Origin of the sequence: Streptomyces sp. NBC_00080, from assembly GCF_045041255.1 — a bacterium.
Taxonomy (GTDB): Bacteria; Actinomycetota; Actinomycetes; order Streptomycetales; family Streptomycetaceae; genus Streptomyces; species Streptomyces coriariae.
Map to the genome: position 1 here is coordinate 5,287,719 of NZ_CP108235.1, position 26,913 is coordinate 5,314,631.

A 26,913-nucleotide genomic window follows, 5' to 3' on the forward strand; every position below is an offset into this window, starting at 1 on the left:
CAGGGCCGGGCCGAAGTCCCGGCCGGCCGCCCGGAAAACCCGTGGGGTGGTGCCGGTGCCGCCCCCTACGGTCCTTGCATGAGCTACCGCGATGTCGCCACCAGGCGGGTACTGATCTGGTGCTGCACCGCCGTCGGCGCCCGTATGCCGGTCGCCATGGCGCCGCTGGCGCTGGTGTTCCTGGTGCGCGAGCGCCCCGGCGGCTACACGCTGGGCGCGATCCTCGCCGCGGCCTACGTCGTCGGGGAGATCGTGGGCGCCCCCGTCCTCGGGATGCGGCTGCGCCCCGAGCGCGCCCGGGTCCACCTGGCCGTCGGGCTGGCGGCCGGGGCCGTCGGATTCGCGGGGCTCGGGGCGTTCCCGGCCGCGCATCCGGCGGTCCTCGGCGGGTTCGCGGTCGTGGCCGGTGCCGCCCCGGCCGCCGCCACCGGTGGACTGCGCACGCTGCTCACCGCGCTGGTTCCGGAGCGAGCCGCGGCCCAGGCGCTGTCCGTGGAGTCGATCCTGACGGCCGGGGTGTGGGCGCTCTCGCCGGCGGCGGTCGCCGGACTGGCCCTCGGTGTCGCGCCGCGCGTCCCGCTGCTGCTCGCGGCCGCCCTGATGGCCTGGTCGGTCGCGGGCCTGTGGCTGCTCCCGGCGGCCTGGGGCGCGGACGGCACGGGCGACCCGCGGGGCGGGGACCGCGCGGGCGCGTCGCCGCTGCGCGTCCTGACCGGCGCCTGGCCGGTGTACGTGACCGGCGCGGCCAGCCTCACCCTGCTCGGGCTCGCCGAACTCGTCCTGCCCGCCCTGCTCGAACAGCGGGGCGTCGGCGTCGGCTGGTCCGGTCCGCTGCTGACCGGGATGGCGGTGGGCGGCGGGCTCGGTGCGTTCGCCTACGGTCTTCGTGCCTGGCCGGGACGGCTGCGCACCCGCAGCGTGGTGCTGATGGCGGGGACGTCGGTCTGTGTGACGGTCGCCGCTCTGACCCCGGGCGCGGTGGGGATCGCGGCGGCGCTGGCCGTGGGAGGCGTCCTGCAGTCCGCCGCGATGCTCACCCGCAACCTGTCCCTGCGCGAGGCCCTGCCGCCGCACGCCCTGGCCGCGGGGTACTCGGTCATGTACGCGGCCGCGGGCGCGGGGTACGCGGCGACGGGCTCCCTCGCCGGTGCCCTGCTGAAGGTGGTCGCCCCGTCGACGGCGGTCCTGGCCGGGGTCGGGGTGACCCTGCTCCTCACGGCGGTCGGCTGGTGGGGCGAGCTGCGCACCGCGGGAAGGTCACCGCAGGGCGGCGTCGACGACGCCGTGACCGCCGCTCTCGCCGCTCCCGGTGCGGAAGGTGCGGCGATACGCGGTCGGCGTGACCCCGAGGGCCGCCTGTAGGTGCTGCCGCATCGACTGGGCGGTGCCGAAACCGGCGTCCCGGGCGATCCGGTCTACGGAGCGGTCGCTGGACTCCAGCAGGTGCCGGGCCCGTTCGACCCGTTGCTGGGTGAGCCACTGGCCGGGGCTGATGCCGACCTCCTCGCGGAAGCGGCGCGTGAACGTCCGTACCGACATGGCCTCCTGCCCGGCCATGTCGCGCAGCTGGATCGGCTCGTGGAGGCGGCCGAGCGCCCAGGCGCGGGCGGTGGTCGTGGTCGCCTGCTGCGGGTCGGGCACGGGGCGCTCGATGTACTGCGCCTGGCCGCCGTCGCGGTGCGGCGGTACGACCGTACGGCGGGCCACCTCGTTGGCGACCGCGGCGCCGTGGTCGCGGCGCAGGAGATGGAGGCAGAGGTCGATCCCGGCGGCCACCCCGGCGGAGGTGAGGACGTCGCCGTCGTCGATGAACAGCACGTCCGCGTCGACCCGGATCTTCGGGAAGAGCCGCTGGAAGTGCTCGGCGTGCATCCAGTGCGTGGTGGCCGGACGGCCGTCCAGGTAGCCCGCGGCGGCGAGGACGTATCCGCCGGTGCAGATCGACACGAGGCGGGTGCCGGGGCGCAGGCGCGCGAGGGCGGCGGCCAGTTCGGGGGTGAGCACGCCCTCCTCGTAGACGGGGCCCAGCTCGTAGGAGGTGGGGACGACGACGGTGTCGGCGGTGGCCAGCGCCTCGGGACCGTTGCCGACCAGGACGGCGTAGTCGGCATCCGTCTCGACGGGGCCCGGCGGCCGGACGGAGCAGGTGACGACGTCGTACAGGCGGCGGCCCGCCGCGTCGCGCGCCTTGCCGAAGATGCGCTGCGGAATGCCCAGCTCGAAGGGCATCAGCCCGTCGAGGGCGAGGACGACGACGCGATGGCGGGAGAATGCGTACGGTTCGGCCATGGCCCGATCCTAGCGAATGCTGTCCCTCGGGCCACTCGCCCGCCGGATCCCGGTACCGGAGGCTCTGTGACGTGACCCAGACAACCGAAACTCCGGCATCCGCCGAGGAACAGAAGCCCGCCTCCGACCGCGTCCCCGGCCGCCGCCGCATCCATCGCGCATGGTTCGTCGCCGCCGTCACCTTCGTCACGATCATCGGCGCGGCCGCCTTCCGTTCGCTCCCCGGTCTGCTCATCGATCCGCTGCACCAGGAGTTCGGCTGGTCGCGCGGCACGATCGGCGCGGCGGTCTCGGTCAACCTGGCGCTGTACGGCCTCACCGCCCCGTTCGCGGCGGCGCTGATGGACCGCTTCGGCATCCGCCGGGTGGTCGCGGTGGCGCTGACGGTGATCTCGGTCGGTTCGCTCCTGACGGTCTGGATGACGGCGGCCTGGCAACTGCTGCTGTACTGGGGCCTGCTGGTGGGTCTCGGCTCGGGCTCGATGGCGCTCGCCTTCGCCGCCACGGTCACCAACCGCTGGTTCACCGAGCGCCGGGGTCTGGTCAGCGGCATCCTCACCGCGGCCTCCGCCTCCGGCCAGCTGATCTTCCTGCCGCTGCTGTCCTGGCTGGTCACGCGCTACGACTGGCGCCCGGCGGCGGTGACGGTCGCGCTGGCCGCGCTGGCCGTCGTCCCCTTCGTATGGCTGCTGCTGCGGGACCATCCGGCGGACGTGGGCCAGAAGCCGTACGGCGCGACGGAGTTCGTCCCGAAGCCGCCCCCGGTGCAGGGCGCCGCCCGCCGCACCGTGCGGGTCCTCTTCTCGGCGGTCCGCACGGGCCCGTTCTGGCTGCTGGCCGGCACCTTCGCGATCTGCGGCGCCTCCACGAACGGCCTGATCCAGACGCACTTCGTGCCCGCCGCCCACGACCACGGCATGCCGATCACGGCGGCGGCCTCGCTGCTCGCGGTCATCGGCGTCTTCGACGTGGTCGGCACCATCGCCTCCGGCTGGTTCACCGACCGCTTCGAGCCACGTCGGCTGCTGGCGGTGTACTACGCGCTGAGGGGCATCTCGCTGTTGTTCCTGCCGATGCTGCTCGCCCCTTCCGTGCACCCTCCGATGATCTTCTTCATCGTCTTCTACGGCCTCGACTGGGTCGCCACCGTCCCGCCCACCCTGGCCCTGTGCCGCGAGCAGTACGGCGACGACAGTGCCATCGTCTTCGGCTGGGTGCTGGCCTCCCACCAGGTCGGCGCGGCCCTGGTGGCCTTCCTGGGGGGCATGGCACGGGACGCGTTCGGCTCGTACGACATGGTCTGGTACGCGTCGGGAGCGCTGTGCGCCGCGGCGGCGCTGATGGCACTGGTCATCCGGCGGCGGCCGGCGGTCCCCGCACCGGCTGTCCCCGCACCGGCGACCGTCTGAGCCGACCACCGCTTGAGCGGGTGCCTGAACGGGCCGGTGAGGCGAAGGTGGTTTCGGGGCTCCTTTACGTACCATATGGGCACATTCCGACACGGATGGCTGCGCTGTGCGGCCTCCGTGTCGTTGCTCTGCCGGTGTACGGCCGTCCGCTGCTCTCTGCTGCTGTTTCTGCCCCTGGAGGCGATACGTGACTTCTCTGGCTCGTCGTGGCGTGCTGAAGTGCCTGCCGGTCGCCGCCGGGGCGGTCCTGGCCGGCGGGGCGGCGAGTCCGCGGGCGGCGGCGCGACAGGAGGCCGGCGCCTCCTTCCCGCAGCCGGAGACCCGCAGGACGCCGCCGCACACGGATCGGCTGGAGACCCGTCTGACCGTCGCCTTCACCGAGCAGGAGTTCCCCGGGGTCGGCACGGTGACCACGCGCACCTACGAAGGGGCGGTCCCCGGGCCGACGCTGCGGGTGCGGCCGGGGGACTCGCTGGAGATCACACACGTCAACGCGCTGCCGCCGAACGGCGGGGCGGCGCAGCACGACATGAACGTCCCGCACCACTTCAACACGTTCAACCTGCACACCCACGGCATGCACGTGGACCCCACGGGCGAGGCGGACAACATCTACCGCACGTTCGAACCCTCCGAGACGCCGGGGAGCACCACCACCTACCGCAGCGTCGTCGACGTCCCGGCGGATCATCCGGCCGGCACGTTCTGGTACCACCCGCACCATCACGGCTCCACGGCGACCCAGTTGCTGGGCGGCATGGGGGGCGTGCTCGTCGTCGAGGGGGACGTCGACGAGGTGCCGGAGATCGCCGCCGCCAAGGACGTCGTCGTCTGCATCAACGAGCTCAAGCTGTCCGGCGGACGGGTGCCGGACCTGACCTCGCACGGCGCCTACGAGGGCATCACCTCGACGTTCCTGGTCAACGGGGCCAAGAACCCCGTGCTGACCATCGCCCCGGGGGAGGTCCAGCGCTGGCGGATCGTCAACGCCGGAGCGATCACCGCTCACTTCCTGAGCCTGCGCGGCCACGAGCTGCACCAGATCGCCTGCGACGGCATCACGCTCATGGAACCCGTCGCGACCACCGGAGTGACGCTGCCGATGGGCGGGCGTGTCGACCTGCTGATCCGCGGGGGCGAGCCCGGTACCTACAAGTTCTCCGGCGGGGGCCCCTCGCAGACCCTGCTGACGCTCGTCGTCACCGGCGAACCCCGCCCGATGGCGCTGCCGACCGCCCTGCCCGGCCGGCCCACCAGCCTGCCCGAGCCCACCCGCACCCGGACGCTGACCTTCCGCAGCTACGAGAACGTCTTCTCAGGTGCCTTCCCGAACGCCTACCGCATCCTGGGTGACGGCGAGACCCCGCCCGCCGACCCGCTGGCCGGCCGCCGCGACCTCGCCTGGGGGCGCCTCGCGCCCGACTTCGTCAACCAGCGCGTCCGGCTGGGCGAGGTCGAGGAGTGGACGGTCGTCAACGACTCCCACGCCCACAGCCATCACCCCTTCCACCTGCACACCAACCACTTCCTCCTGACCGCCGTCGACAACCGCCGCCTGGCCACGCCGGTCTGGCACGACACGGTGGGCATCCCGCCGAACGGATCGGTCACCTTCCGGCTGCGCGCCGCGGACTTCACGGGCCGCTCCATGCTGCACTGCCACCAGCTCCAGCACGGCGACGAAGGCATGATGCAGGTCGTCGACTACGTGCGCTAGGCCGTCGGCCGCGTGCGCCAGGCCGTCGGCCACGTGCCCCGAGCGGGGCGTACCGGCCGACGCTCAGAGGAAGCGGCCCCGGTGGAACAGCAGGGGTGGTTCCTCCGCGCCCTCGCCCGTCCCCAGGGCGTTCACCCGGCCCACGACGACGAGATGGTCGCCGCCCGTGTGGACGGCGTGCACCGCGCAGTCGATCCAGGCGAGGGTGCCGGCGAGGCGGGGCGCCCCCGACACCGGGGCCGCGTCATGGGCCACCCCGGCGAACTTGTCGGTGCCGCTCGCCGCGAAGGCACGGCACAGACCGGCCTGGCCGGCGCTCAGCACGTTGACGCAGAAGACGCCCGCGCGGGCGATGCGCGGCCAGGTCGTGGAGGTGCGGCCGACCATGAAGGCGACCAGGGGCGGATCGAGGGAGAGCGAGGAGAAGGACTGGCAGGCGAATCCGGCGGGGCCCGCGCCGCCGTCCTCGCCCTCGACGGCCGGTGCCGTCACGACCGTCACGCCCGACGCGAAGCTTCCCAGCACCCGTCGGAACTCGCCCTGGTCCACCGGCGCGCGTTCGTCCTCGCGGACACAGCGCAGCTCCGGGCGTGGCAGCGCCTCGACCGTGTGGTCCGCCCTGAGGTAACGGACGGCCGCGGCCGCCATTCCCGCATGTCCCATCATGTGTTCCATTGAAACTGACGGCATGTCAGATAGGAAGGGGCGAGACCGCCGGGACCGCGTCACCGGCCCCGGAACCTCGGTTCCCGCCGCTCCACGAAGCTCGTCACGCCCTCCTGTGCGTCCGCCGTCGTCATGTTGATCTCCTGCGCGGCGGCCTCGGCGGCGAAGGCGGTGGCCCGGTCGCCGTCCAGGGAGGTGTTGACCAGTTGCTTGGTGAGCGACAGGGCGCGGGTGGGGCCGGCCGCCAGGCGTGCCGCCCACTCACGGGCCGTCTTGTCCAGCTCGCCGTCCGGGACCACCCGGTTGACCAGGCCGAGGCGTTCGGCGTCCGGCGCGGTGAGCGCGTCGCCGAAGAACATCAGCTCCTTGGCCCGTCGGGGCCCGATCAGGCGGGGGAGGAGATAGGCGCCGCCGCCGTCCGGGACCAGGCCCCGGCGGACGAACACCTCGATGAACCTCGCCGACTCCGCGGCCAGTACCAGGTCGCAGGCGAACGCGAGGTGTGCGCCGAGGCCGGCCGCCGTGCCGTTCACCGCGGCGATCACCGGCTTCTCGCAGTCGAGCACGGCACCGACCAGGCGCTGGGCGCCGAGTCGCAGGGTCCGGCTCACATCGCCGGCCACCCGCTCACCGCCCGTGGAGCCACCCCGCAGGTCCGCTCCCGCGCAGAAGCCGCGGCCGGTGCCGGTGAGGACCACCGCCCGGACGTCCGGGTCGGCCGAGGCCTGCGCGAGGAGGGCGATCAGGTGGTCCCGCATCCCGGGGGTGAGGGCGTTCAGGGTCTCGGGGCGATCGAGGGTGATGTGGGTGACCTGGCGGTCGGTCCGGTGGCGTATCGACGGCTCGGGCACGGTCACGCTCCGTTCTCCGTTCTCGGCGCTCGGCGCTCGGCGCTCGGCGCTCGGCTCTCGGGTCTCGTCTCTCTTCGCTCTTCTCTCGTCTTCGTCTCTCGGCTTCGTCCTCGTCCGTGAGATGGTCCTCACCGGCAGACCGCCAGCGCGTCCAGCGCCACCGCGCCCTGCCCCCAGGGCAGGACCACCAGGGGGTTGATGTCGAGCTCGGAGAGATCGTCGCCCAGCTCCAGGGCCATCCGCTGCACGCGCAGGATCACCTCGACCAGCGCGTCCAGATCGGCCGGCGGGCGGCCCCGTACGCCGTCCAGCAGCGCTCTGCCGCGCAGTTCGGCCAGCATGTCGCGGGCCTGGTCCTCGCCGAACGGCGGCACGCGTACGGCGGCGTCGTGCAGGACCTCCACCAGGACCCCGCCGAGGCCCACCGTCACCGTCGGGCCGAACAGGTCGTCGTGGGTCACGCCGACCACCATCTCCACACCCCGCTCGACCATCTGGCACACCAGGACGCCGTCCAGCGAGACCCCCTCGTAGCGCGCGATGTCGGTCAGCTCGCGGTAGGCGTCCCGGACCTGGCTGGCCGAGGTCAGGCCGACCTTCACCAGGCCCAGCTCGGTCTTGTGGGCGATCTGCGCGCCGGACGCCTTCATCACCACCGGGTAGCCGACCAGTCCGGCCGCCCGCACCGAAGCCGCGGCGCTGGTCACCAACTGCTCGCGCGGGACCCGGATGCCGTACGCCCGCAGCAGCTGCTTCGCCGCGTGCTCGCTCAGCTGCTGTCCCGGCCGCATCAACAGCTGCGCCTTGCGGAAGGACGGGGACTGGGTGCGCGGGGCCTCGTCGAAGGGGGAGTGGTAGTCGCTCACGAAGCGGTGGTGCCGGAGGTGGGCGCGGACGGCCGAGATGCAGTTGGCGAGGGTGCGGAAGGTCGCCACCCGGGAGGAACCCAGCAGGACTTCGCGGTAGGCCGGTTCGGTGCCCACCGGCGAGCCCCAGACCACGCACACCAGCTTGTCCGTACGTTCCGCCGCGTCCACCAGGTCCTGGACCAGGCGGTCGCTCAACGGCGGGAACGGGCCCGTGATCGGGCAGATCAGGACGCCGACGGCCGGGTCGTCGAGGATCGCGTCGATGATCTTCCGGCCGCGCTCGTCGCCCACCGGGTGGCCGCCGTTGTCGACCGGGTTGGCCACGTTCAGGTAGGCGGGTATCCACTGGTGCAGCTCGGCCTGCCGGTCCGCCGACAGGGTCGGCAGGGTGAGGCCCGCCGCCGTCGCCAGGTCGGCCGCGTGGGCGCCGGTGCCGCCCGAGATCGAGTAGACGACGACCCCGTCGGCCTGGGGCGGCCGGGCGCGGGCCAACAGGGTCGCGGTGTCCTGGAGTTCGTCGAGACCGTCCACCCGGATCACGCCGTACTGGCGCATCGCCGCGTCGACCACCTCGTCCGCGCCGGTCAGCTTGCCGGTGTGGGAGGCGGCGGTGCGGGCGCCCGTCTCGGTGCGGCCGACCTTGACCGCGACGACCGGTACCCCGCGCCGGGCGGCCCGGTCGGCGGCGAGGAGGAAGGACCGGCCGTCCTTCAGCCCCTCCACGTAACAGGCGATCGCGCCGACCTCGGGGCGTTCGGCGAAGTAGGAGAGGAAGTCGGCGGTCTCCAGATCGGCCTCGTTGCCGGTCGGCGCCCAGTGGGAGAGGCGGATGCCGAGTTCCTGGAGGGCGAAGACCGGGCGGCCCTGGTGGCCGGACTGGGTGATCAGCGCGATCGACGGGCCGCCGAGATCGTCGCGGAACCGCTCGAAGGCGTTGAGGTTGGTGTTGGGGCCGAGCAGGCGGATGCCCGAGCGGGCCACCGCCGCCGCGAGGCGGGCCTGCGCGGCCGCGCCCTCCTCGCCCGTCTCCGCGAACCCGGAGGCGAAGACGACGGCGAACTTCACTTTGGTCTCGGCCAGTTGCTCGATGACCGGCAGCGGGTCGGCGACCAGCAGGACGGCCAGGTCGACCTGTTCGGGCAGGTCGGCCACGGACGGCGAGCAGGGCAGGCCGAAGACGCTCCCGCGGGTGGGGTGCACGGGATGCAGCCGCGCCCCCACCCGCTCGGCCCAGCCCACCAGTTGCCGGGTGACACCGGTGTTCGGGCGTCCTTCGGCGTCCGAGGCGCCGATGACCGCGACCGACTCCGGCCGGAAGAACCGGTCCAGGTCGGGGACGGCCGCGTACAGCGGACGGCCGCTGACGTCCAGGTCGTCCGCCGCGGGGGGCCGACCGTGGACGGCGGGCCCGGGATGCTCGCCGCACGCGATGACCCGGGCCCGGCGGGAGTCGGTGGTGAGGGTGCCGTGGGTTGATCCAAGCATCGGTCCGCCCGCTCCTGTGTGACTGCCATGAGTGACCGTCAAGTAACTGACGCTCTGTCAGGTTACATACCTGACGGAGCGTCAGGAATGGTCGTGCACACAGAAAGGAGCGGGCGGGCGGCGGACGCGGTCGGCGCCTACAGCGCCGCCAGCACCTCCTTCGCCACCCGCTCGCCCGACCGCACGGCTCCGTCCATGAAGCCCATCCAGTGGACGGAGGTCTCCGTTCCGGCCCAGTGGATCCCGCCGACCGGCTCGCGCAGGGCCGGGCCGTACTGCGTCAGGACACCCGGTGCGGCGATCGAGACGGGGCCGCCGCGGGTGTAGGCCTCGTTGTTCCAGCGTTGCAGGACGAAGGAGGAAGGGGAGGCGGCTTTCTCGCCGAAGTACGTCACGTAGTCCTTCAGTACGGCCGCCCTGACCTCCGCCTCGCTCGCCGCGTCCAGCTTGCGGGCCTCGTCTGCCTCGATGAAGCCCATCAGCGCGCCGTACGAGGCGTCGGGCGGGGAGTTGTCGAAGGTGGAGCTGATCACTCCGGTGTCGCTGACGACCTGGCCGTTGAGACCGTCGGCCCGCCAGAAGGGGGTGTCGTAGATCGCGATCGCCTTGCCGACCGAGGCCATCGGCAGGCGTTGGGTGAGCTGGTCGCGGGCGGCGGGCAGCAGCGGGTCGTACCGGATGCGGGCGGCGAGCGGCGGGGGCACGGCGACGACGACCCGCCGGGCGGTGACGGTGATGCCGTCGGCGGTGACGACGTACTTGCCGCCGGACCGGGTGATCGTGCGCACCGGTGCGTTCGGCACCACCCGGTCGCCGAGGGTGGCGGCGAGTTTGATCGGCACCAGCTGGGAGCCGCCGACGAAGCGCAGTTCCTGGGCGCCGTTCGCGGTCTCGGTGAGGCGTTCCAGGGTGCCGGGGGTCGAGGCGTTGCCGGCGGCCGCGATGTAGAAGAGGACGAAGAGGAGCGAGAGTTCGCGCGGCTCGGCCGAGAAGATCGAGGTGCAGGCCACGTCGAGGAGGAACTTCGCCGACGGGACCACCGCGTTGGCGTTCAGCCAGCTCTCGAAGGTCTGCTTGTCCCACTCGGCGGCCTTGGCGGCGGTCCAGGGCGCGTCGACCGGCACCTGCTTGGCCATGTCGTCCAGCGAGGCCTGCACGATCGCGGCGTTGGCGAGTCCGGCGACATCGACGGGCGGGACCGAGCCGAGGAGGCCGTCGGTGGCGTACGGGGTCTTCCTGCCGTCCTTGTAGAGGAGGTTCTTGCCGGTGTTGTAGGTGGCGAAGGTGGCCACGCCCAGGGAGTCGGCGAGCGCCTTGATGCGGTCCTGGGTGGGGCCGATGAACTCGCCGCCGCCCTCGGTGACTCCCCCGTTGGCCAGGGGCAGGTTGACGACCCGGCCGCCCACGCGGTCGCGGGCCTCCAGGACGGCGACCGTCCGGCCGGCGGCCACGAGGTCGCGGGCCGCGGTGAGGCCGGCGAGTCCGGCGCCGACGATCGCGACGTCCACGTCCCGGGTGGTAGCCGCGGTGGCCGTACCGGTGGCGGCCGTGGTCACGGCGGTGGCGCCGGCGGCCACGGCGGCGGTGCGGCCGAGCAGGGAACGGCGGGACATGCCTGGGGAATGCTGTCTTTCACTTGCCACGTGCGTCCTCCGTCGAGCTTCGAGAGCGAGCGGGGGTGGAACCAGAAAGATGAACAGTGCTCACATTCTGGCTCCGTGGAAGGGCACGGGACAACGCTCTCGTCACATCTGACACAGGTGTAACGGGCAGCGAGATACCGGGAGTTGACCCCGGAGGCGGGCGGCCGCAGCCGTGCCTGCCGGGGCGGGCAGCCGGAAGTGGTGGGGTGGCCTGCCGGAAGTGGCGGGGCGAGCTACCGGGGGTGGCGGGGCTGCCCGCCGGAGGTGGTGGGGCGGGCTACCGGAGGTGGCGGCGCACGGCCTTCGCGATTTTCTCCGCGTCGATCGCCAGCTCGCGGAGCGTGCCGCTGATGGGGGTGGTGAAGCCGGTGAAGTACAGGCCGGGGGTGTCCTTGGGGGCGCGGGCGCCGTGGTCGACGGGTCTGCCGCGGTCGTCGAGCACGCCGAGGTGGCCGACCAGGCCGTCCAGGGCGCGGACGTACCCGGTGGCGGCGACCACGGCGTCCGGGGTGATCCGGGTGCCGTCGGCGAGGACGATCTCGCCGCCCTCCTCGAAGCCGGCCACGGCGGCCACGATCTCCACCCTGCCCTTGCGCACGGCGTCGATCAGGCCGACGTCCTGCACCGGGATGGCGCCCTCCTTGACGCGGGAGTACAGGCCGCTGTCGGGGCGGGGCAGACCGTGCGCCGACAGGTCCGGCACGCTGAGCCTCGCCATCGGCCGCGCGAGCCGGTCGACGAGGCGGACCGGCAGCCGCCGTACGAGCACGGCCGTGTACTGCGCGGCCCAGCCGGCCGTCGAGCGGCGCACGATGTGCGGGGCGGTGCGCACGGACAGCCGCACCCGGGCCGCACCGCTCTCCACCAGGTCGACGGCGATCTCGGCGCCGGTGTTGCCGACGCCGACGACGAGGACGTCCCGGTCGGCGTACTCCTTGCCGCTGCGGTAGGCGGCGGCGTGCGCCAGCTCGCCCGTGAACTCCTCGCGGCCGGGCCAGTCCGGCAGGTGCGGGGTGTGGTTGTAGCCGGTGGCGACGACCACCGCCGAGCCGACGAGCTCGCGCCCGCCGGTGGCGTGCAGCAGCCAGCCGGTGCCGTCCGGAGTCCGCTCGACGCGGGAGACCTCGACGCCGGTGACGATCTCCAGCTCGTGGACCTCGGCGTACTTCTCCAGATAGCGCACCATGTCGTCGCGCGCCACCCACCGCCCGAACCGGCGCGGCATCGCGAGCCCGGGCAGGGCCGACAGGCGCCGGGTGGTGTGCAGATGCAGCCGGTCGTAATGGCGCCGCCAGGACGCGCCGACCCCGTCGGCCTTCTCCACGACGACGGCCCGTATGCCCTGGGCACGCAGCGCGTACGCGGTGGCGAGCCCGCCGGGACCGCCGCCGATGACGTAGACGGGGCGGTCGGCCGGGTTCGCGGTGGTGATCGCCTGAGGGGTCGGGGGCGGTGCGGAGTCTTCCATGAGCGCGAGCGTAATCACGCGGGAGATTGATGGGTCTCGGTCAAGACCGGAATTGGTTGCGGATCGATCACGTGTGGGGGAAGTGGGGGTAGGACCGGTGACGTAGGCCACTCGGTTGTGCGCGACCGGGCGCACCGGTGGGGAAGCGGTGGGAAGGCGGCGGGGAAAGGGGCGACGCCTGGCCCAGGTGCGCTCGGGCCAGGCGTCGCGTGCGGACGGCGTCGGTGACTATGACGGGAAACTGACGCCGCCGCGTCCAGGATGCCTCCCGGTCGGACCGGGAGGCATGCGGAACTCCTACTTCTTGACCTTGCCGCTGGCCTTGGCCTTGTGGCCCGTCACCTTGGCGATCCACGCGATGAAGTCGCCCGGGTCGGTGTTGGCGCCGTGGCCCTGGTCCCAGTAGTAGAGGTGGTCGACGTCGTCGCCGAGGCCGTTCGCGGCGGCGGCGATGTTGGCGGAGACCGTCAGCGAGGTGTCGGAGTCCTTGGTGCCCAGACGGATCCACCAGTGCTTGCTGCGGCCCTCGTTGGGCTTGTCGGCCAGGAAGTACATCGGGTTCATCAGCCGCAGCATCTCGGGGATGTCGCTGTCGAGGCGCTTGGCGGTGAGCCCGGTGGTGTCGTTCTTCAGGCTGTAGGCCGTGAAGTGACGGGAGATGACCGTGCCCTTGCCGAACTCGTTGTTCTCGCCCGCCGACAGGTCGAAGGCGTCGAAGGCCGGGGTGTTCTTCTTGCGGGCGCCGACATGGGTGAGGAAGTCCGCCCAGGAGAAGCCGGCCCTGCCGTTCTTCCAGGTGATGAAGGTGTTGGCGGCGAGATACGTCTCGCGGGCGGTGTCGGACAGGGCCGCGAGGTAGGTGGTGGCCGACGGCTCCAGGTACTGCTTGACCAGGTACTCGTCGTAGTTGCGGGCGTTCAGCGTGCCGAAGCCGTTCAGGCCCTTGAGCTTCAGTCCGGCCTGGTACTCGGCGAACTGGGACCGGAGCGCCTTCGACACCGTCTGGTCGACCTGCTTGCCGGTGCTGAGGGCGTTGCCGCCCCAGTTCCACTCGTAGGAGCCGTCGGCGTGCTCCAGGTCGGTGATCGGGCACCAGGCGCCGGTCGCGAAGATCGCGTCGGAGGCGTCGGCCGCGCCGAGCTCCTCGAGGTACTTGGCGTAGAGCGGGCTGTCGCCGGACGCGCCGAGCAGCGAGGAGAGCGCGCCGCCCGCGCTGGTGCCGGCGGACACGATCCGGTCGGTGTCGCCGGGGATGACGCCCTTGTTGGCCCGCACGTACCGCACGGCGGCCTTGAGGTCGACGATCGCGGCGGGAGCCACGCCGTAGTACTCGCCGGCGGAGTTCTTGAGCGTACGGCCGCGGGCGCCGGGTTCGACGACGACGTAGCCGGCGGCCAGGGCCAGCAGTTGGTTGGAGGACAGGGCCCCACCGGTGGCGTTGGTATTGCCGTTGGCACCGGGGGCCGAAGTGGAGGCCGAAGCGGAGGCGGAGGGCGCTCCGCTGGGTGCGCCGCCGCCCATCCCGCCGGCGCCCATCCCGCCGGCGCCGATCCCGGTGGCGTCCGCCACGGAGGACGGCATGTAGCCGCCGACGGAGTTCGCGAACAGGATCGGCGCGTTGCTCGCGTCGACCGCCGTGCCGTCGATCTCGACCGGCACGCTCACGTTCAGCGACTGGTAGGTGGCGTCCACCGGCTTGGCGACGTAGGTGATCGCCTTCCAGAAGTGGTACGTCACGGCGTGCTCGGCGCCCGCGGTGTCCGTGACGGTCGTCGTGAGCTTGGTGTAGGCGTCCGGGTCGAAGGCGAGGGAGCCGGCGTCCGAGGACGAGGACGTCGACGTGCCGCCGGACGCCTGCGCGCTCAGGGCGATGCCGCCCACTGCCGCGACACCCGCGGTGGCGCCGAGCCCCAAGACGACCGACCTGCGCTTGACTGCCCTGTGCTTCACGATGCTGCCTCTCGATGAACCGGGTGGTGACTGCGTGCTCTCCGGGCTTGCGTTGGTGAACGTAATTCGGAGCCGACAAAATCGTCAACAATCTGCGGGACATTCACGGGCGACGCACAGTTTCATGGTGAACGCACAGGGATCTCTCATGGAAAATGCGCGGTCTTCCCGGATCCGGTCGTCTGACGTACCGTCAGATCCATGGAGTTGGGCAACCGTTTCGACGTCCCCGAGGCCGACGCCTTCACCCGCGCGTACTGGGACGCGGCCGCCGAGGGCCGGCTGCTGATCCGGCGCTGCGGGGCCTGCGCGCGGGCCCACCACTACCCGCGGGAGTTCTGCCCGTACTGCTGGAGCGAGGACGTGAGCTGGCAGGACGCGAGCGGCCGGGCCACCCTCTACACCTGGTCCGTCGTCCACCGCAACGACCTGCCGCCCTTCGGGGGGCGCACGCCGTACGTCGCGGCGGTGGTCGACCTGGCGGAGGGGCCGCGGATGTCCACGGAGATCGTGGGGCAGGCGGCCGGGGAGTCGCCGGCGGGGCTGCGGGCGGGGCTGGAGCTGGCGGTCGCGTTCCGGGACGGGGTGCCGGTGTTCCGGCCCGCGCCGTGAAAGACCGGCGGTGTTCAATGGCCGGATGACCGACCTACGCGAGCCGTACCCGGCCCCCCTCGCCTCCGGTCTCCACGGCCACGGCCTGACCCTGCGGTCCTGGGACCCGGAGTCCGCCACCGACGTGGACGCCTGGCTGCGCGGGCACGTCGACCCGGAGTTCGTGCGCTGGAACACCCCGCTGCGGACGATCGCCGACGCGGCCGGCGCCCGGGCTTCCCTGGAGGGCCGGAGCGCGGACGCGGCCGCCGGACGTGCCATGGCGTTCTGTGTCACGGACGCGGCCGACGGCACGGTCCTCGGGCAGGTCGGAGTCAACATGATCGACCACGTGCTGAGCTTCGCCAGGGTCGGCTACTGGATCCTGCCGGAGGCGCGGGGCCGGCACGTCGCCACCCGCTCCCTGCTGCTCGCGGCCCGGTGGGCGTTCACCGAGATCGGTCTGCACCGGCTGGAGCTGGGCCACGCGCTCGGTCACGACGCCTCGTGCCGGATCGCCGAACGCTGCGGCTTCCGCTGCGAGGGGACCCTGCGCGGCGCGATGTGGGAGTCGGGCCGCCGGGACGCCTTCCGGGACGTCCACCTGCACGGCCGCCTGGCGACGGACCCGGAGCCTCTTCGGCCGTGAGGCAGGACCACTGACGGGCCGTGGGCGGGGCGTGTCGCCCCCTCAGGGCACCCTCGTGCCACGGACCGCCCCTGAGGGGTGCCCTCAGGGCCACAACCGCTCCCTGGACCAGGACTCTCCCGCCCGGCGGTAGCGCAGCCGGGCGTGACGGCGGGTGCTGTCCCCCTGGAAGAACTCGACCTCGTCCGGGCGCAGTCGGTACAGGGTCCAGGTCGGGGACTTGGCCGTCGGGTTCGCGCGGGCGTGTTCCCAGGCCGCCTCCGACGCGCTTGTCAGTTCCTCCGTCGAGGCCAGGACCTCGCTCTGGCGTCCGGTCAGGGCGGCGGCCAGGGCGCCTGTCGAGCGGGCGTGCAGGTCGGCCTGGGCCTCCTCGGAGGGGGCGGAGGTGACCGGGCCGCGCACCCGGATCTGGCGGCCCAGCACCGGCCAGTAGAAGGTGAGGGCCGCGTACGGGCGCGCGGCGAGCTGACGGCCCTTCCGGCTGGTGGCGTGGGTCGCGAAGGCCCAGCCGTCCGCGTCGGCGCCGTGCAGCATCACGATGCGGGCGTCCGGAAGGCCGTCCTCGCCGACGGTGGCGAGGGTCGTCGTGTGCGGCTCCCGTTCGCCCGCCGCCACCGCCTCGGCGAACCAGTCCGTGAAGAGGGGCAGCGGCTCGGCGGGGGCCTCCTCCGGGGCGAACGGCGGCAGCGCGGTCACCTCCGGGTCCCACACCCGCAGCGACCTCAGCAGCTCATGAAGATCCTTGGCCATACCGCGAGGGTAAGCGGTCAGTGCCGGGCGAACTGGACCCCCGTCGACTGCACCACGTTCGCCCGGACGGCGATCCCCTCGACCGTCAGCTGCTCCCCGTAGATGTCGGTGAGCCGGAGCGCGCCGCCGCAGCCGGTGCCCTGCTCGGAGAGGAAGTAGTTGTAGTCGGTGCGCGCCAGACGGGTCCAGCCGGCGCTCGTGCGGACCTCCAGCCGGGCCAGCGGATTGCGGTGGCCGATCGCCTGGATGCCGCACCAGTACTGGGTGGAACCGGTCTTGTAGCGGATCGAGACGGTGTCGGACGTGGCGGGGCTCAGCAGGCTCCAGGTGACCGGGATCCGGCCCGTCGAGAGCGGGGCCAGCTTGGCGAAGGCCTGTTGGCTGAGGTCGAGTTGGCCGGGCGCGCAGGGCGCCGGGCACTCGTTGGTGATGCGGACCGTGATCGACGCTCCGCTCCCGGCCCGGACGAGGACGTACGCGCCGCACGCCTTGGACGTCTCGTAGTCGGCGGTGTTCATCGCCGCGGTCATGACGTCGGAGGTCGGGCCGTAGGAGCAGGCGCCGTCGCCGTTCCCGACGTCGTAGGAGGTGGCGACGCCCCGGTAGGCGGTCCCGGGCGCGATCCGCCCCGCCGACGGTGCCGCGCCGGACGCGGTCCGCGCGGCGGGCGCGGCCGAGCGCCCGCTCGACGAGCCGGACCTGCGGGCCGGGGTGGCGGCGGGTGTGGACGCCCGGCCGGCCGTCGCGCTCGGGGACGCGGTGGACGGCTTCGGCTTCGGCGACGGCGACCCGGTGGTCCCGGTCGCCGTCGGCGAACCGCTCACCCCGGACCCGGCGGCGGGCTCGACCGCGCGGGCCCCGCCGCCGGCCCCGGTCTCGGACCCGCCGTCGGGACGGAAGGCCACGACCAGGGACACGAGGAGCGCGACGGCCGCCACGGCCACCACCGTGACGACGGGAACGCGGCGCGTGCGCCTCTCGGGGCGGGCTCGGCGGTGTGAGGAGGATGCCACGGATGAATCCTTACGCGGTTCGGCGAAGCAAGTCCTGGAAAGCTTTCGCCCCGTCAGTCGCCGCCGGACCCGGAAAAGGTTGCCGTGCCCGGGAAAAGTCCGGCGGCCTCAGTCCCGTCCCAGGATCACCGTCCCCGACGAGCAGAACCACCCGCCGGTCCCGGAGGCGACGCCCAGCCGGGGCAAGCCCCCGTCCGTCGCCCTCACCTGGCGGTCCCCGCCCTCGCCCCGCAGCTGTCGTACCGCCTCCACCAGCAGGAACAGGCCCCGCATGCCCGGATGCTGAGCCGAGAGCCCGCCCCCGTCCGTGTTCACCGGCAGGGCGCCGGACAGGGTCAGCCGCCCCTTCTCCACGAACGCGCCGCCCTCGCCCTTCGCGCAGAAGCCCAGGTCCTCGAGGGTCACCAGCGTCATGTAGGTGAACGCGTCGTAGATCTCGGCGAAGTCCATCTCCTGCGGACCCAGCCCCGCCCGCTCGAAGGCCAGTCGGCCGCTCACCGCCGCCGGGGAGACCGTGAAGTCTTCCCACTCGGACATCGAGGCGTGCGAGACGTGCTCCCCCGTACCCAGGATCCACACCGGGGCCGTGCGGCAGTCGCGTACGTACTCCTCGGCCGCGAGGAGGACCGCCGCGCCGCCGTCGGAGCGCAGACAGCAGTGCAGTTTCGTGAAGGGGTCGGCGATCATCGGGCCGGACAGGACGTCGTCCACCGTCACCGGGTCGCGGAACATCGCGTCGGGGTTCAACGCCGCGTTCGCCCGTGCCTGGACCGCCACCTCCGCCAGCTGCTCGATCGTCGTGCCGTACCGGAGCATGTGGCGGCGGGCGGCCATCGCGTACTTGGCGATCAGGGTGTGGCCGTAGGGGACCTCGAACTGGAGCGGGCCGCGGCCGCCGAAGGCGAAGGTGCCGGTGCGGCGGCCGGCCTTCACGTCCGCGCGCGCCGTCGAGCCGTACGCCAGCAGGACCGCGTTCGCGTGACCGGCGGCGATCGCGTCGGCCGCGTGCGCCGCCATGACCTCCCAGGTCGAGCCGCCGACGGAGGTGGAGTCGACCCAGCTGGGCCGCAGGCCCAGGTAGTCCGCCACCTCGACGGGGGCCAGCGTGCCGAGCCCGGCGGACGCGAAGCCGTCCACCCGTGACCGGTCGAGCCCCGCGTCGGCCAGTGCCCGCCGGGCCGCCTGGGCGTGCAGGGCGTAGGGGGTGGCGTCGTCCACTCGGCCGCAGTCGGAGAGGGCGACGCCGACCACGGCCACTTTCCGGGTACCGGATGCGGATGCCATGAATCTGACGGTACATCAGATATCGGCTGCCCCGACAGGTGCCGCCTCTCTGGGCATTCCCGTCCCCCCGCCCTAATATGACGCACCGTCAGATCCGGATGAGAGGGGTGGCCATGGACCCCGGCTTCACCGCCGAACAGGACGGGATCCGCCGCACGTTGCGCGAACTGCTGCACAAACGCTGCGGCCCCGAAGAACTGCGCGCCGCCCTGGACGCACCCCTCGGTCACGATCCCGCCCTCTGGGCCGCCCTCGCCGAGCAGCTCGGGCTGCCCGGCCTCGCGCTGCCCGAGGCGTACGGCGGTGTCGGCTGTCCGGTCACCGACCTCGCCCTCGCCGCCGAGGAGACCGGCCGGGTGCTCGCACCCTCCCCGCTCCTCGCGACCTCCGTCCTCGCCGCGCCGCTGATCCTCGGCCTCGGCACCGACGCCCAGCGCGCCGACCTGCTGCCCCGGATCTCCGACGGCACCCTGACCGCCGCCCTCGCCGTGCCCGCGCCCGCCCTGGCCACCGCCCTGGCCCTGACCGGTCCCCAGGACGGCGACTGGGCCGGCGGCGGGCGCGCGGGCGGGATCCAGGCCCGGCGGGCCCAGGGCGTCTGGCGGCTGTACGGGGAGGCCGTGCAGGTGCTCGACGGGCACGGCGCGGGGGCGCTGGTGGTCGCCGCGCACACCGGGGGGTTCGTACGGTCGCGGACCCTGCTGTTCGTCGTGCCGGGGGACGCCGTCGGGCTCGTCCGCACCCGGCAGACGGCCCTGGACGCCACCCGCCCGCAGGCCCGCGTCCAACTTCGCGATGTGCGAGCCGAGTTGCTCGGGAGCGAGGAGGAGGCGTCGGGCGTACCGGAGGCCCTCTCCCGCGTCGGTGACTTCGCGGCCGCCTTCCTGGCCTGCGAGGCGGTCGGTGCCGCCGACCGCGCGCTGGAGCGGACCGTCGAGTACCTCGGCCGACGGGAGCAGTTCGGGCGGGTGATCGGCTCCTTCCAGGCGGTCCAGCACCGGCTGGCCGACGTGTATGTGCAGATCCAGGCGGCCCGGTCCGCCGCGTACTACGCCGCCTGGGCGGCGGGCGGTGCCGTTGGCCCGGACGGTCTCGCCGGCCCGGACGGCCGGGTCGGCGGGCTGGCACTTGCCCAGGCGCTGGAGGCGTTGCGCCGGGCCGCCGCCGAGGGCATTCAGCTGCACGGCGGCATCGGCTTCACCTGGGAGCACGAGGCGCACCTGTTCTTCAAGCGGGCCGCCGGCGACGAGCTGCTGTTCGGGCCCGTGCACCGGCTGCGGGCGCACGCGGCCGAGGGGGCCCGGCTCTTCGAGCGGACGGAGGTGTCGGTGTGATCGGCGTCCGGGTGGTGCAGAAGGTCTCCTCGACGAGGGCCTTCGCCAAGGTGGCGCCCCATGTCATCCCCGCCCTCGACCGGGCCGTCCACCGCCTCACCAGGGGAAAGGTGCTGCTCAGCGCCCAGATGCTGCCCGGGGTGATCCTGACGTCCACCGGGGCGAGGAGCGGGCTGCCGCGTCGTGCGCCGCTGGCCTGCATGCCCGAGGAGGGCGGCGGGAGCTGGATCCTGGTCGGCTCCAACTTCGGCCGCACCGGCCACCCCGCCTGGACCGGCAACCTCCTGGCCCACCCCGACGCCGAGATCAGCTGGAAGGGCAGGGACATCCCGGTGACGGCCGTGCCGCTGACGGGAGAGGAGCGGGCGGCGGTCTGGACGACCCTGCTGGCCTTCTGGCCGCCGTACGCGACGTATCAGGCCCGGGTGGAGCGCGAGATCCGCCTGTTCCGGCTCACCCCGAGGGCCTAGAGGGACTCGAGGGCCTGGGTGGCCCGAAGGGCCGGGGGTCGGGGGCCGGGGGCCCGGAAGGCGCTACAAGGCGTGCTGGAGCAGCAGAAACGTGCCGATGCCCAGCATTGCCGCGCCGGAGGTGCGGGTCACCGCTCGTGCCGCCGCCGGGCGGGCGCCCAGCAGCCTGCGGGCCAGGACGCCCACCGTCAGATAGACGGCGGCGCAGCACGCCATGTGCAGCAGGCCGAGGGCGGTCGTCTGGGCGGCCACCGGCAGGTGCCCCTCGCCGGTGGTGAGGAACTGCGGCAGGACCGAGAGGTAGAGCAGCAGGCCCTTGGGGTTCAGACCGCTGATCGTGGCCCCGCGCAGGAACACCCGGGATCCGCCCGCCGTGATCTCCGCGCCCGCGCCCGGTGTCCCCGGCCGCCGCAGCACGGCCCACCCCAGCCACACCAGGTACGCGGCGCCCGCCACCGTCAGCCCGGTGAGCAGCGTCGGCGACCCCGCGACCAGTACCGCGAGGCCCGCCGCGGCCAGCGTCGTGTGCAGGGCGTATCCGCTCACGAGGCCGCCGACCGCCGCGCCCACCGAACGGCCGCGCAGCCCGGCGGAGATCACGTACGCCCAGTCGGCGCCCGGCACACACACGAGCAGCAGGTCGACGGCGAGGAAAGAAATCAGCGTTCCCGAGTCCATACCGGCGACATTAGGCGCGATGTGGACGAAAGTGTTCCCGAAGTTTTCGCAGTTCGCCGCGATCCGGGGGAAGATCTGCCCCATGGATGACGTGGACCGGAAGATTCTTGCCGAGCTTCAGCAGGACGGGCGGCTGACCGTGACCGAGCTGGCCGCGCGGGTGCGGCTGAGCGTCTCGCCCTGTCACCGGCGGCTGCGGGAGCTGGAGCGGTCCGGGGCGATCAGCGGCTACCGGGCGGTGGTGGAGCCGGCCGCCGTCGGGCTGACCTTCGAGGCGCTGGTCTTCGTCTCGATGCGGCAGGAGGACCGGGACACCGTGGCCGAGTTCGAGCGGGCGGTGGGCGAGGTGGAACACGTCCTGGAGGCGCAGCGGCTGTTCGGGGAGCCCGACTACCTGCTGCGGGTGGCCACCGCCGACCTCGCGGCCTTCCAGCGGCTGTACGACGAGCGCCTCGCCACCCTGCCGGGGGTGCAGCGGCTGACGTCGACGCTGGTGATGAAGCACGTGGTGAGGGACCGGGCGCTGCCCGCCTGAGGCCGACAGCGCGGCAGGCGGCAGCTCACCCGGGTGAGCTGCCGCCTGGCAGACAGGACTTGACCGAAAATCGAGTGGGGTCGGGCTACTTCGTCGGCTTCTTGCCGGTGATGCCCAGGTGAACCAACAGGGCCAGATTCGGCTTGAGTTCAGCCTGCTTGACGCCCCACGTCTGGAAGCCCTTCTGGTGCGAGGCGACCGCCGCGAGCATCGCGACGAGCGCGCCGGCGACCGCGGCCGGGTTCACGTCCTTGTCGACCTTGCCCTTGGACTGCAACTCGGCGACCGCGTCCGAAAGGGAGTTGTTCACCGAGTTGAGGATCTTCATGCGGAGCTTGTAGAAGCGCTTGTCCCCCTCCGCGGCGCCGAGGTCGACGACCCGGAGGATCGCGTCGTTCTTCCGCCAGAACTCCAGGAAGCCGTCGACGAGTTCCTGCGCCGTCTGCCAGCCCGCCTTGCCGACCCATGAGCGCCCCTCGACGAGGCCGGTCAACTCGGCTCCCTCGGCGGCCATTTGCTCGGCGATCTCCAGTACGGCGCCCTCGACGTCCGGGAAGTACTGGTAGAAGGTCGCGGGTGAAGTGCCCGCCTTCCGGGCGACGTCGATGACCTTGACGTCGCGGTACGGAGAGGAGCTGAGCATCTCGCTGAGGCAGTCGAGCAGCTTCTGCCGCGTCGCCTGCCCGCGCCGACCGGCCACGCGGCCGTCGACGGTACGCACTTGTCCTGTCATGCCGTCAGCTTACCGAGGGGTGATCGGAGCGCTATTCGGCCGACTGCAAATGGGGTGCGAGGGGGTGCGGAGGCGGGTGTGCCTGGTCTGCGGCTTGCGGGCGGCGCCGTTAGTTTGGCTGTATGGCCGAAAACAGGGCATCGGTGTACGCAGAGGGCGTCCCCTGCTGGGTGGACGCGCAGCTCCCCGACGTGGACGCGGGCAAGCGGTTCTACGGTGAGCTCTTCGGGTGGGACTTCGTGGAGGCGTACGGCTCCTCCGTGTGGGCCCGGCTGGAGGGCGAGCCGGTGGCGGCGCTCGCGCACAAGACGGACGGCCGGATGCCCACCGTCTGGACGGTGTACTTCTCGACCCCGGACGCGCAGAAGACCGCCCGTCGTATCCAGCACGCCGGGGGGCAGGTCATCATGGCGCCGCTGCCGGTCGGCGAGGCGGGCACCACCGTGCTCGCCGCCGACCCCGAGGGCGCGGTCTTCGGCCTGTGGCAGCCGGCCGGCCACCCCGGCTTCGGCGTACGGCACCGGCCCGGCGCCTTCGCCTGGGCGCAGCTCTACGCCCGGGACACCGAGGCCGCCAACACCTTCTACGGTCATCTCTTCCACGAGGCCCTGTTCGGGCCGGGCGCCGAGCCCGACTTCGGGCGGGCGCCGGTCGGCGACGTCTTCCCGGAGGTCATGCCGCCGCACTTCCTCGTCCACTTCGGCGTGGAGGACTGCGAGGCGGCTCTCGGCGCGGTGAGCCGGCTCGGCGGGCGGGTTCAGGCGGGTCCGTTCACCGCTTCGTACGGAATCGTGGCGGTCGTCACGGACAATCAAGGGGCATCGTTCGCGCTGCTCCAGCGCTGACGGGTGCCGTATACGTGCCGTATGCGCGTATATGAAATGAGACACCCCGATTGCCCCCGGGTTCGCAACCGGCCGTCCGGCCAGGAAGAATCAGGGGGCGTGCCGCCATGGCGGTGCGGTGGTGAGACGCTGCACGGGGCCGTGTACACAAGTGGGTGACGCGGTTCGTACGGGGAGGTGGCAGGCAAGTGGTGGATCAGCTGACGCAGCACGATCCGCGGCGGATCGGGCCGTTCGAGGTGCTGGGACGGCTGGGCGCCGGCGGCATGGGGCTGGTCTATCTGGCCCGTTCGGCCTCGGGCCGGCGCGTGGCGATCAAGACGGTCCGGACCGAGCTCGCCGAGGACCAGCTCTTCCGGGTGCGTTTCACCCGCGAGGTGGAGGCGGCCCGGGCGGTCTCCGGCTTCTACACGGCCGCCGTCGTCGACGCCGATCCCCGCGCCGCCGTGCCCTGGCTGGCCACCGCGTACGTGCCCGCGCCCTCCCTCGAGGAAATAGTGAACGACTGCGGGCCGATGCCGGCCCAGGCGGTGCGCTGGCTGGCGGCGGGCGTCGCCGAGGCGCTGCAGTCGATCCACGGCGCGGGGCTGGTCCACCGTGACCTGAAGCCGTCCAACGTGCTGGTCGTCGAGGACGGGCCCCGGGTGATCGACTTCGGTATCGCGTCCGGCGTCTCGAACACGCGTTTGACGATGACGAACGTGGCGGTCGGCACCCCCGCCTACATGTCCCCCGAGCAGGCGAAGGACTCGCGCAGCGTGACCGGCGCGAGCGATGTCTTCTCGCTCGGCTCGATGCTGGTCTTCGCCGCCACCGGACATCCGCCCTTCCACGGCGCCAACCCGGTCGAGACGGTCTTCATGCTGCTGCGCGAGGGACCGGACCTGGAGGGCCTGCCGGACGAGCTGCGTCCGCTCATCGAGTCCTGTATGCAGATGGAGGCCACGGCCCGGCCCAACCCGGCCGATCTCCAGGCCCAGCTCGCCCCCCACCTCTTCGGTTCCGGCTCCGACGACAGCGGTACGGCGTCGGCGTGGCTGCCCGAGAAGGCGGTCACCCTCATCGAGACGCGCCGTGGCGGCCGTCAGGTGAAACCGGCGCCCCCGAGCCCCCGCAGCGGCGGCGGAGGCGGCGTGGGCATGGCCCGGCCCGCCGTGCCGGCGGTACCGCCCCCGCCGTCCCACGCCCCCGTGGTCCTCTCCCGCCCGGCGCCCGCGCCCGTGGCCGTCGGTGCCCCCGACATCGGTCCGGTCCGGCTGGCGGGCGCCGCCGTGCCGATCGGGCCGGGGCCGCGCGTCGCCGACGTCCGTGCCACGGCCGCCGTGAAGGCGCCGGTGGCCGAGCCCGGCCTGGTCGCCAACTGGTCCCGACCGCACCCCGGCGTCAACGGCGCCGACACGACCGTACCGGCCCCGCAGAGCGCTCCCTCGGAGACCCCGGCGGGCTGGCGGCCCTGGCGTTTTCGCATGTCGAACGATGTGTGGGGCACGCCGTCCGTCGCCGGGGACCTCGTCTACGTGACCTCCTTCGAGGTGCACGCCCTGGATGTGGCCACCGGCCGCCGTCGCTTCAAGACGCGGGACGTGGCCTGGTCGATGGCGGTCGCGGACGGCAGGGTGCACGCCTCCGACGGACCCACCCTGTTCGCCCTGGACGCCCGTGAGGGCGGCGACCTGTGGCGGCTGTCGACGGACGCCTGGGTGTACTCGCTCAAGGCCGACCGGGGCACGGTCGTCACCGGCACGCGCGGCGGCGGCGTCCAGGCCTGGGAGGCCTCGGCCGGCCAGAAGCTCTGGGAGATCACCGGCTGCCAGACCGACTTCGAGTCCCCGGAGGCCGGGCCGGTCCTGCACGAGGGCACGGTCTATGTCTGGCAGGACGCCCGGCTCAGAGCCCTGGATGCCCGTACGGGCGAGGAACGCTGGTCGTACCCCATCGGCGACACGGCCTCCTGCGGCGGTGTCCCGGTCCGGGTCACCCCCGCCCCCGACGGCTATGTCTACGTCTCCGCGGGCACCCGCGTCCTCGCCGTCGACGTCGCGAGCGGCATGGTGCGCTGGCACTTCGAGGCCCCGGCGGTGTTCCTGTCCCCGCCGACCTTCGTGCCCGGCCCGGCGGTGACCGGCGGCGGCGTCTACCTCGCCGACTACCTCGGCACCGTGTACGCCATCGACGCCACGGACGGGCGCGACCGCTGGCGCATCGCCACCGAGGCCCGGTCGTCCGTCGACCCGGTGCTGGTGGCGGCCGGTCATGTGCACGTCGGCAGCGGCAAGGGGCTCTACACCCTGGACGCGGTCACCGGCACGCCCAAGTGGCGCTTCCAGGCGGGCGGCGACATCGTGGGCGCCCCGGCGGTCGCGGAGGGCCGTATCCACTTCGGCTCCACGGACCACCTGCTGTACACCCTGAAGGCCGACGACGGCCGGCTGCGCTGGAAGCTGGCGACCGGCGGCGAGATCACCGGCTCCCCGGTGGTCCGCGACGGTGTCGTGTACGCCTCCAGCAAGGACCGCTGCGTGTACGCCCTGGACGCGGAGAAGGGCACGGGCACGGCGCGGACGGCCTGAGCCGGCCGCTCACCGCCGCGAGGACGGCCGTCGCAGCGGGACGGCCGTCGTGCCGGGCGCACGGAAGGGACCTGGACGGCGGCCGCCACCGCAGACGCTACGCCGGGGACCGGCCGGTCGCCACGCGGTGACATGACCGTGACAGGCGGTGCCTAAGCTGTCGGTATGGAGCAACGGGGGCGGAAACTCAGGTTCGCGGCGGTGGCGGTGTGCGTCGTGCTGGCGCTGACCGGATTCTCGACGAGCAAGGGCCACGGCAGGAGCCACAGTGGCGGGGGCGGCGGGTGCAGCAGCTCCGGCCAGAACCACGACAGCTCGTCGTCGACGTCGGGTTCGACGTCGAGCGGTTCGTCCGGCAGCACGTACCACGACTACGACGACGATGACGACTACGCGGACGACACCTACGGCGACGGCGGCTCCTCGAGCACGTCCACGGCGCAGAAGGACGCCACGGTGGAGCTGATCGACTGCGCGACGCCGAGCGAGGCGTACGCGACGGTCGAGGTCGCCAACCCGAACGCGACCGGCGGCTACTTCACCGTCACGGTCGATTTCCTCGACGCGGGTTCCGGCCGGCTGGAGGAGCAGAGCGAGGAAGCGTACGTCTCGGGGAACGACACGACGACGGTCCAGGTCGACCTCTCCGCCCCCGCCGTCGCGGCGAAGGTCGACCACTGCGACCCGGAGCCCTACGCACCGGCCCGCTGACCGGACGTCTCTCGACGGGCCGACCCCTCCCGGGGCACTTCCGCCCACACCGTCTTGCCCCGCACGGTCCGGCGCTGTGCCTCGGAGCAGCCTCCTGGGCCGCGTTCACAGGCGAGTTGCAGGCCGGGCACCACCGCCTCTGAGGCGACCGTCCCCCGGCCGCCGTCCACGTTCCGGGCTCACCGGGCCCTTGTCCACGAGGGTCCGGCGGGCCGCTGACCTCCTGAAAGAACCGCGGCAGGTCTCCTCCCCACGCACATCACGGATCACCTCACCGCGAGGCTCCCGGACCGGTTCCTGACCCGCCCGACGGGCCTCCTCGCCTACCGGCTCCAGGAGACGCCCCTGCCGCTCTCCGCACCTGCCCGAGACCCGGAAGCCCCCGTCGGCCGGGCGGTCGTCC

General features: G+C 72.9%; 23 protein-coding genes. 11 read left to right on the forward strand and 12 right to left on the reverse strand.

Features of this window, described 5'->3' with window-relative positions; translation table 11 throughout:
- Positions 1-78: 78 nt before the first annotated feature.
- Entirely contained in the window at positions 79-1,362 is a 1,284-nt protein-coding gene (locus OHU34_RS23755) for an MFS transporter (protein WP_405768200.1), read from the forward strand.
- On the opposite strand, the gene OHU34_RS23760 is transcribed toward OHU34_RS23755, so the two are convergent.
- Positions 1,258-2,289, reverse strand: coding sequence for a GlxA family transcriptional regulator (locus OHU34_RS23760; RefSeq protein WP_142264854.1), 1,032 nt, complete (start codon positions 2,287-2,289; stop codon positions 1,258-1,260). The genes OHU34_RS23755 and OHU34_RS23760 overlap by 105 nt on opposite strands.
- 71 nt (positions 2,290-2,360) lie before the next feature.
- On the opposite strand from OHU34_RS23760, the gene OHU34_RS23765 reads away from it, so the two are divergent.
- Entirely contained in the window at positions 2,361-3,698 is a 1,338-nt protein-coding gene (locus OHU34_RS23765) for an MFS transporter (protein ID WP_405768202.1), read from the forward strand.
- A 187-nt stretch (positions 3,699-3,885) separates the two neighbouring features.
- Positions 3,886-5,415: a multicopper oxidase family protein gene (locus OHU34_RS23770; RefSeq protein WP_405768204.1), complete on the forward strand. Its 1,530-nt coding sequence runs from the start codon at positions 3,886-3,888 to the stop codon at positions 5,413-5,415.
- 63 nt (positions 5,416-5,478) lie between these two features.
- Here the strand turns inward: OHU34_RS23770 and OHU34_RS23775 are convergent, their stop codons facing one another.
- The 6 genes from OHU34_RS23775 to OHU34_RS23800 all read right to left on the reverse strand — a co-directional run bounded on the left by OHU34_RS23775 (position 5,479) and on the right by OHU34_RS23800 (position 14,347).
- A complete protein-coding gene (locus tag OHU34_RS23775) occupies positions 5,479-6,078 on the reverse strand; it encodes a flavin reductase family protein (protein ID WP_199875728.1) in 600 nt (199 codons plus the stop codon).
- A 62-nt stretch (positions 6,079-6,140) separates the two neighbouring features.
- Positions 6,141-6,938, reverse strand: a complete 798-nt coding sequence (locus OHU34_RS23780) for an enoyl-CoA hydratase/isomerase family protein (RefSeq protein WP_235034517.1) — start codon at positions 6,936-6,938, stop codon at positions 6,141-6,143.
- Between the two features lie 122 nt (positions 6,939-7,060).
- The gene (locus OHU34_RS23785; protein WP_230195417.1) at positions 7,061-9,286 is read right to left on the reverse strand and encodes an acetate--CoA ligase family protein; all 2,226 of its coding nucleotides are present in this window, start codon (positions 9,284-9,286) and stop codon (positions 7,061-7,063) included.
- A 137-nt stretch (positions 9,287-9,423) separates the two neighbouring features.
- Positions 9,424-10,899 carry an FAD-dependent oxidoreductase gene (locus OHU34_RS23790; protein ID WP_230195418.1) on the reverse strand — a complete coding sequence of 492 codons (1,476 nt, stop codon included), beginning with the start codon at positions 10,897-10,899 and terminating at the stop codon, positions 9,424-9,426.
- A gap of 307 nt (positions 10,900-11,206) precedes the next feature.
- Positions 11,207-12,397, reverse strand: a complete 1,191-nt coding sequence (locus OHU34_RS23795; protein ID WP_142264849.1) for an NAD(P)/FAD-dependent oxidoreductase — start codon at positions 12,395-12,397, stop codon at positions 11,207-11,209.
- 297 nt (positions 12,398-12,694) lie between these two features.
- Positions 12,695-14,347, reverse strand: coding sequence for a subtype B tannase (locus OHU34_RS23800; RefSeq protein ID WP_405768207.1), 1,653 nt, complete (start codon positions 14,345-14,347; stop codon positions 12,695-12,697).
- A gap of 201 nt (positions 14,348-14,548) precedes the next feature.
- Between OHU34_RS23800 and OHU34_RS23805 the strand changes: the two genes are divergently transcribed.
- Positions 14,549-14,959, forward strand: coding sequence for a Zn-ribbon domain-containing OB-fold protein (locus OHU34_RS23805; protein ID WP_142264848.1), 411 nt, complete (start codon positions 14,549-14,551; stop codon positions 14,957-14,959).
- Between the two features lie 25 nt (positions 14,960-14,984).
- Positions 14,985-15,587, forward strand: a complete 603-nt coding sequence (locus OHU34_RS23810; protein ID WP_142264847.1) for a GNAT family N-acetyltransferase — start codon at positions 14,985-14,987, stop codon at positions 15,585-15,587.
- A gap of 84 nt (positions 15,588-15,671) precedes the next feature.
- Here the strand turns inward: OHU34_RS23810 and OHU34_RS23815 are convergent, their stop codons facing one another.
- The 3 genes from OHU34_RS23815 to OHU34_RS23825 all read right to left on the reverse strand — a co-directional run bounded on the left by OHU34_RS23815 (position 15,672) and on the right by OHU34_RS23825 (position 18,634).
- On the reverse strand, positions 15,672-16,337 hold the full coding sequence (locus OHU34_RS23815; RefSeq protein WP_142264846.1) for a pyridoxal 5'-phosphate synthase: 666 nt from the start codon (positions 16,335-16,337) through the stop codon (positions 15,672-15,674).
- Positions 16,338-16,354: 17 nt separating this feature from the next.
- Positions 16,355-17,350 (reverse strand): expansin EXLX1 family cellulose-binding protein, encoded by a 996-nt coding sequence (locus tag OHU34_RS23820; protein ID WP_142264845.1) that lies wholly within the window; start codon positions 17,348-17,350, stop codon positions 16,355-16,357.
- A gap of 108 nt (positions 17,351-17,458) precedes the next feature.
- Entirely contained in the window at positions 17,459-18,634 is a 1,176-nt protein-coding gene (locus OHU34_RS23825) for a thiolase C-terminal domain-containing protein (protein WP_142264844.1), read from the reverse strand.
- Between the two features lie 113 nt (positions 18,635-18,747).
- Between OHU34_RS23825 and OHU34_RS23830 the strand changes: the two genes are divergently transcribed.
- Both OHU34_RS23830 and OHU34_RS23835 read left to right on the forward strand, forming a co-directional pair.
- Entirely contained in the window at positions 18,748-19,968 is a 1,221-nt protein-coding gene (locus OHU34_RS23830) for an acyl-CoA dehydrogenase family protein (RefSeq protein WP_142264843.1), read from the forward strand.
- Positions 19,965-20,438 (forward strand): nitroreductase/quinone reductase family protein, encoded by a 474-nt coding sequence (locus tag OHU34_RS23835; protein WP_142264842.1) that lies wholly within the window; start codon positions 19,965-19,967, stop codon positions 20,436-20,438. Before OHU34_RS23830 ends, OHU34_RS23835 begins: the two co-directional genes overlap by 4 nt.
- Before the next feature lie 63 nt (positions 20,439-20,501).
- On the opposite strand, the gene OHU34_RS23840 is transcribed toward OHU34_RS23835, so the two are convergent.
- Positions 20,502-21,116: a LysE family translocator gene (locus OHU34_RS23840; protein ID WP_230195423.1), complete on the reverse strand. Its 615-nt coding sequence runs from the start codon at positions 21,114-21,116 to the stop codon at positions 20,502-20,504.
- An 82-nt stretch (positions 21,117-21,198) separates the two neighbouring features.
- Here OHU34_RS23840 and OHU34_RS23845 point away from each other — a divergent pair, with 82 nt between their 5' ends.
- Positions 21,199-21,651, forward strand: a complete 453-nt coding sequence (locus OHU34_RS23845; protein WP_028807204.1) for an Lrp/AsnC family transcriptional regulator — start codon at positions 21,199-21,201, stop codon at positions 21,649-21,651.
- A gap of 85 nt (positions 21,652-21,736) precedes the next feature.
- On the opposite strand, the gene OHU34_RS23850 is transcribed toward OHU34_RS23845, so the two are convergent.
- Positions 21,737-22,372, reverse strand: coding sequence for a TetR family transcriptional regulator (locus OHU34_RS23850; RefSeq protein WP_057600733.1), 636 nt, complete (start codon positions 22,370-22,372; stop codon positions 21,737-21,739).
- A 134-nt stretch (positions 22,373-22,506) separates the two neighbouring features.
- Here OHU34_RS23850 and OHU34_RS23855 point away from each other — a divergent pair, with 134 nt between their 5' ends.
- The 3 genes from OHU34_RS23855 (at position 22,507) to OHU34_RS23865 (ending at position 26,510) form a co-directional block, all read left to right on the forward strand.
- The gene (locus OHU34_RS23855) at positions 22,507-23,229 is read left to right on the forward strand and encodes a VOC family protein (protein ID WP_142264840.1); all 723 of its coding nucleotides are present in this window, start codon (positions 22,507-22,509) and stop codon (positions 23,227-23,229) included.
- 188 nt (positions 23,230-23,417) lie between these two features.
- On the forward strand, positions 23,418-25,799 hold the full coding sequence (locus tag OHU34_RS23860) for a PQQ-binding-like beta-propeller repeat protein (RefSeq protein WP_142264839.1): 2,382 nt from the start codon (positions 23,418-23,420) through the stop codon (positions 25,797-25,799).
- A 165-nt stretch (positions 25,800-25,964) separates the two neighbouring features.
- On the forward strand, positions 25,965-26,510 hold the full coding sequence (locus OHU34_RS23865) for a hypothetical protein (RefSeq protein ID WP_142264838.1): 546 nt from the start codon (positions 25,965-25,967) through the stop codon (positions 26,508-26,510).
- Positions 26,511-26,913 lie beyond the last annotated feature (403 nt).